Source organism: Arthrobacter sp. Dra40 (assembly GCF_059091905.1).
Map to the genome: position 1 here is coordinate 1 of NZ_JBNHHB010000279.1, position 5,753 is coordinate 5,753.

Below are 5,753 nucleotides of genomic sequence, written 5' to 3' on the forward strand. Positions count from 1 at the left end.
ATCCAGGGTGCGGCGGGCCTGCGAGGCGCCGCCGGGCATCACCACGGCACCCACGTAGGGGGCCTGGAAGACGCGGAAGGTGGTGTCCTTGAAGAACCCGGTCAGCTCGGTCAGCTCCAGCCCGAACCGCAGGTCGGGCTTGTCGGAGCCATACTTGTCCATTGCCTCGGCGTAGGTCATGCGCGGGATCGGGGTGGTGATCTCGACGCCGATCAACCGCCATACCGCCTGCACAATGCGCTCGCCCAGAGCGATGATGTCGTCCTGGTCCACGAAGCTGGCCTCGATGTCCAGTTGGGTGAACTCCGGCTGGCGGTCGGCGCGGAAATCCTCGTCCCGGTAGCAGCGGGCAATCTGGTAGTACTTCTCGAAGCCGCCCACCTGCAGTAACTGCTTGAACAGCTGGGGGGACTGCGGCAGCGCGTACCAGGAACCCGGCGCCAGGCGGGCCGGCACCAGGAAGTCGCGGGCGCCTTCCGGCGTCGAACGGGTCAGTGTGGGGGTTTCGATCTCCACGAATCCGTCGCCGTGCAGCAGTTCGCGTGCCACGCGGTTGACTTCCGAACGCAGCCGCAGCGCCTTCGACGGGCCGGGTCGGCGCAAGTCCAGGTAGCGGTGCTTGAGGCGGGCTTCCTCGCCCACCTCCACATGCTCGTCCACCTGGAACGGCAGCGGGTCGGCAGTGTTGAGGACGACGACGTCCTCGGCGATCACTTCCACCTCACCGGTGGCGAGGGCCGGGTTTTCATTGCCCTCCGGGCGCTTCTCCACTGTGCCCTTGATCTGCAGCACATACTCGTTGCGCAGTGAGTGGAACACGTCCTCTTCCCGGACGACCACCTGCGCCACGCCGGAGGAGTCGCGCAGATCCAGGAAGGCCACACCACCGTGGTCCCGGCGGCGGGCTACCCAGCCGGCGAGGGTAACGGTTTGTCCGATGTGCTCGGCCCTGAGGGTGCCGAGGTCGTGTGTGCGCAGCACAACAGTCCTTCCGGTAGAACGATTTGCTCATCTGTCCGCCGGCTGCTGTTGACCTGATGCGGCGGCGGGGTACGGCTATGGTTAGTGGAGACGTACACGAGTTTACCGTTGATCAGGCAGCGCCCCGGACCTCAACTCCGGCCACGCTAAGCCAGCGGGCCGGCCGGTCGGGAGCGCCGCGCAAGGAGCTATGGCATCTGTGAGCAGCGAATCTTCCCTGGAACGCCGGCTGGGCGGAGTGGACGCCACCACGCTGGGAGTCGGTTCCATGATCGGGGCCGGCGTTTTCGTGGTCTTCCCGCCCGCCGCCGCCGTAGCCGGCCCCTGGCTGCCGCTGGCGCTGGCCATCGCCGGCTTTGTGGCCTACTGCAATGCCAGCGCGACGGCCCAGTTGGCCACCCTCTACCCCACCAGCGGCGGCACCTATGTCTATGGCCGGCGGCGGCTGGGCGAATGGGCCGGCTTTCTGGCCGGCTGGAGCTTTGTCACGGGCAAAATTGCCTCCTGCGCGGCCATGGCCCTGGCCTTCGGCCTCTACGTCTTCCCGGAGTATGCCACCGCCGCCGCCGTGGCCGCGGTGGTGGTGCTGACCTCTGTCAACCTGCTGGGCATCACCCGGACCGCCTGGGTGACCCGGTGGATTGTCTCGTTCGTGGCGGCAGTGCTGGTGTTCGTGATCGTTGTGGCGTTCGACGCCGATCCGGTCGGCGCTCCGGCTGCGCAGATCACCGGCTCGCCGTACGGCGTCCTGCAGGCGGCGGGGCTGTTCTTTTTCGCTTTCGCCGGATACGCGCGGATCGCCACGATGGGCGAAGAAATCCGCGAACCCAGGAAACTGATTCCGCTGGCCATCTTCTCGGCGCTGCTGATCACCTTCGTGCTCTACGTGCTGATCGGATTGGGCCTGCTGCGCTATCTGGGACCGGAATCACTGGCGGTGACAGAGGCCCCGCTACGGGCTGTGATGGAGGTAGTCGGCGGTGGGGTAGGCACCGGGGCGATCGCCATCGCCGCAGCGCTGGCCAGTCTGGGCGCCCTGCTGGCGTTGATCGCCGGCGTCGGCCGGACCACCCTGGCCATGGCGCGCGAGGGAGACCTGCCCCAGATTTTCGCCAGGGTGGGCACCCGCTTTAAGGTTCCGTGGGTCGCGGAACTGGCGGTGGCCGCCGTCGTAATCTTCCTGCTGCTGACCCAGGACGTGCTCGCAGTGGTGGGCTTCTCCAGCTTCGGCGTGCTGATCTACTACAGCGTCACCAATGCGGCGGCCCTGACGCTGGACGAGCGGCCATGGCACGCGCCGAAACTGCTCAACGTGGCAGGCCTCGCCGGGTGTTTGCTGCTGGCCTTCACGCTGCCGGTTGCGTCGGTGGTGATGATGGTGGCAGTACTCGGCGCCGGCGTGATCGGGCGTGCGGCGCTGGCCCCGGTCCGCCGCCGCCCCGGAACCTGAGCAGCCGGAGGCGCCTGACGGAGCCCCGCGGCCGCCGGCAGGGGCGGCGGCCCGCCGTCAGCGGGCGGCAGCGGTAATCCCGGGGACCAGATCCTCGGCCGGCGGGGTCCATACTGCCGGGTCGGCGGCAACCTGGTCGCCGGAGCGGATGTCCTTCACTTCGTGGCTGAGGCTCCCGTCCTCGGCCACCGAGGTGAACCAGACGAACGGGATTCCGCGGCGGTCCGCGTACTTAATCTGCTTGCCGAACTTGTCCGCCTTCGCGGCCACTTCCACGCTGATGCCGCGCGAACGCAGCTGGCCGGCCACATCCTGGGCCTGGGACCAGCTGTCCTCGTTGGCCAAGGCCACCAGCACCGCCGTCGGAACCTGGCGGGACGCAGTCGCGAATTCCTGGCCCAGGATCCGCATCACCAGCCGCGTCACACCGATGGACAGACCGACGCCGGGAAAGGTCCGGTTGCCCTTGGTGGCCAGCGCGTCATAGCGGCCGCCGGAGCAGATGGAGCCGAGCTGTTCGTGGCCCACCAGGACGGTTTCGTAGACGGTGCCGGTGTAGTAGTCCAGCCCGCGGGCGATGCTCAGGTCGGCCACCACCTTCCCCGGAGCGCGCCGGTGCGCCTCGCCGATGACTTCCTCCAGCTCGGCCAGACCGGTCTGAAGCAATTCGTGCCGGACACCGAGGGCCCGCACCTGATCGACGAAGGACGTGTCCTCGGTGCGGATGGACGCCAGCTTCAAGGCTGCCTGCGCCTGTTCGTCGGTGGCCCCGAGCTCTTCCTGCAGCAGCGCGGCCACCTTCTCGGGTCCGATCTTCTCCAGCTTGTCGATGCTGCGCAGCACGCCGGCGGTATCGTCCAGGCCGATGCCGCGGTAGAAGCCCTCCGCCAGCTTGCGGTTGTTCACGCGCAGCTTGAATTCCGGGATGGGCAGCGCGCTGAGAGCCTCCACGATGACCAGCGCCAGCTCCACGTCATAGCGGAACGGGAGCTCGCCGTCGCCGACCACGTCAATGTCGGCCTGGGTGAATTCTCGGGCACGGCCTTCCTGCGGGCGCTCGCCCCGCCAGACCTTCTGGATCTGGTAGCGGCGGAACGGAAAGGCCAGGTGGCCTGCGTTCTCCACCACGTAGCGGGCAAACGGAACGGTGAGGTCGAAGTGCAGAGCCAGTTTATCTTCGGCCTTGCCCTCGGTCTCCTCGGCCTGCAGGCGGTGCAGCCCGTAGACCTCCTTGTCGATCTCGCCCTTGCGCAGCAGCTGGGCCACGGTTTCGACGGCGCGGGTCTCAATGGAGGAGAAGCCGTGCAGCTCAAAAGTCCGGCGCAGCGAATCCAGTACATGCAGCTCCACAAGCCTTTCCTGCGGAAGCCATTCCGGGAAGCCTGACAGGGAGGCCTTGCGTGCCATACGGACGTATCTCCTAGTACATGAGGGGGTAATCAAAGGCGGTGGGTCGGAGCCGGCGGCAGTGCAGCGGCACTGGATCGCTAAACTGGCTGCTGAACCAGTTTAAGGCCTGCCACAGCAGCGGAACCAAACCGCACTGCAGAGACTGCCCGCCGGTCGGCGGTGCCGTTCATCGAAAGACCAGGAGAAGCATTGGTACGGAGCCGTCAGGATCGTGAAACCCGGCGCCGCATTGCGCGGATGGAAGCCAAGGGCGAACTGCGCCGGCAGCAGGCGGCGCGGCGCAAGCGGGACAACATTATCGGCGGTGCCGCCATCGCAGCCCTGCTGGCCGGGGGCGTTGCGGTTCAGCTGACCGTGTTCGCGGCGAATCCCACTGCGTCCGAGATGGAACAGGTCCGCCAGGGCCTCGCCGACCCCGAAGCCATTCCCTCGCCGTCGTCCTCCGCCAATGCAGCCCATATCCCCTCCCCTGAACTCGCCAAGGGCAAGGTGTTCAGCGGACTGATCGCCACAAACGAGGGCGACATTGGCGTGGAACTGGACGGCACCGCCGCGCCCCAGGCCGCGGCGGTGTTCAGCACTTTGGCCCGGGACGGGTTCTTTGAGGGCAAGACCTGCCACCGGCTGACCACCGCGCCCAGTATGGGCGTGCTGCAATGCGGATCGGTGGACGGGGCCGGCGCCGGTGATCCCGAATACCAGTGGGGCCCGGTGGAGAACACTCCCGGCGACGGCGTCTATCCTGCGGGCACTATTGCGGTCGCCAGGGGCGCGGATACCTACAGCAACGGCACGCAATTCTTCATTGCGTGGAAGGATTCCACGATCCCGCAGGATACCGGCGGCTACACGATTATGGGTAAGGTTACCGAAGGGCTGGACGTGGTCGAACAGATCGCGGCCGGCGGTGTCCAGGATGCCGACAGCCAGGACGGCCCGCCTAAGATACCGGTAACGATAAAGTCGTTCACCCTCGAGTGAGCACACGACACCACGATGGTGCTGCCGAAGACTGCGGCATCAGAGACAAGCGAGAGAGTTCTAGCGGTGACACCTAGTCAACAATCCGACGAAACAGCCCGGACCACCGAAGCCGAACTGACTGCGGTCGAACAGGTCGCGGACCCGGGATCAGGCGAGCAGACTCAGGACGCCGCGCCGGTTGAGCCGGCCCAGCAGGCCGCTCCGGTCGAGCCGGTCCAGCAGGCCGCTCCGGTCGAGCCGGTCCAGGAGGCCGCCGCGGGCGAGCAGGCGGCTCCGGTTGAGTCGGCCGAGGAAGCCGCCGCGGGCGAGCCGGCCGAGCCCACCGCCGCCCCGGAGCCGGTGCGCCCGGCAGTCCCGAAGCCCGCTCCCGGCCCCAAGCCGACACCCGCGGCGATGCCCGGAAAGATCGCTGCCGCCGGCCCCGCCCAGCAGGTCATTCCAGCTCCGGCGGTGGCCTCCACCCCGTTGTCCGAGGCGTCCAAGTGGGCGCGGGTTACGGACGACGGCCACGTGTTCCTGCTGGTCGACGGACAGGAGCACCCGGTCGGGCAGTACCCGGACACCAGCAAGGACGAGGCGCTGGCTTATTTCGTCCGCAAGTACGACGACGTCGCAGCCCAGGCCGCATTGCTGGAACAGCGCGTGGAAGCCAAGGCTCCCTCCACTGACATGCACAAGACCCTCGACCATCTAAAGGCCCAAGTGGCCGAGCGGCACATGGTCGGAGACGTGCCGGCGCTCGAGGCCCGACTCGAGGCACTGGGCACCGCCATCAGCGAACTGCAGAAGGCCGAGAAGGCGGGCCAGGAAGCCCAGCGCGCCGCCGAGTTGGCTGCCCGGGAAGCGATTGTCGCCGAAGCCGAGGAGATTGCGGGCAAAGACCCGTCCACGGTGCAGTGGAAGACCAGCAGCGCGCGCATGAACGAAC

Annotated in this window: 5 protein-coding genes; 3 read left to right on the forward strand and 2 right to left on the reverse strand. The window is 67.4% G+C overall.

All coding sequences use genetic code 11. The annotated features are described in order from the left end of the window. Nucleotides 1-981: aspartate--tRNA ligase (aspS, locus tag AC5RWT_RS33825; RefSeq protein ID WP_494084037.1), on the reverse strand; the 981-nt coding region annotated here is incomplete at its 3' end. 190 nt (nucleotides 982-1,171) lie between these two features. On the opposite strand from aspS, the gene AC5RWT_RS33830 reads away from it, so the two are divergent. Beyond that, on the forward strand, nucleotides 1,172-2,431 hold the full coding sequence (locus tag AC5RWT_RS33830; protein WP_494084038.1) for an APC family permease: 1,260 nt from the start codon (nucleotides 1,172-1,174) through the stop codon (nucleotides 2,429-2,431). A 57-nt stretch (nucleotides 2,432-2,488) separates the two neighbouring features. On the opposite strand, the gene hisS is transcribed toward AC5RWT_RS33830, so the two are convergent. Beyond that, nucleotides 2,489-3,838 carry a histidine--tRNA ligase gene (gene hisS / locus AC5RWT_RS33835; RefSeq protein ID WP_494084039.1) on the reverse strand — a complete coding sequence of 450 codons (1,350 nt, stop codon included), beginning with the start codon at nucleotides 3,836-3,838 and terminating at the stop codon, nucleotides 2,489-2,491. A gap of 192 nt (nucleotides 3,839-4,030) precedes the next feature. On the opposite strand from hisS, the gene AC5RWT_RS33840 reads away from it, so the two are divergent. Beyond that, on the forward strand, nucleotides 4,031-4,822 hold the full coding sequence (locus AC5RWT_RS33840; RefSeq protein ID WP_494084040.1) for a peptidylprolyl isomerase: 792 nt from the start codon (nucleotides 4,031-4,033) through the stop codon (nucleotides 4,820-4,822). Between the two features lie 66 nt (nucleotides 4,823-4,888). Further along, the coding region (locus AC5RWT_RS33845) for a DUF349 domain-containing protein (protein ID WP_494084041.1) at nucleotides 4,889-5,753 on the forward strand (865 nt) is incomplete at its 3' end.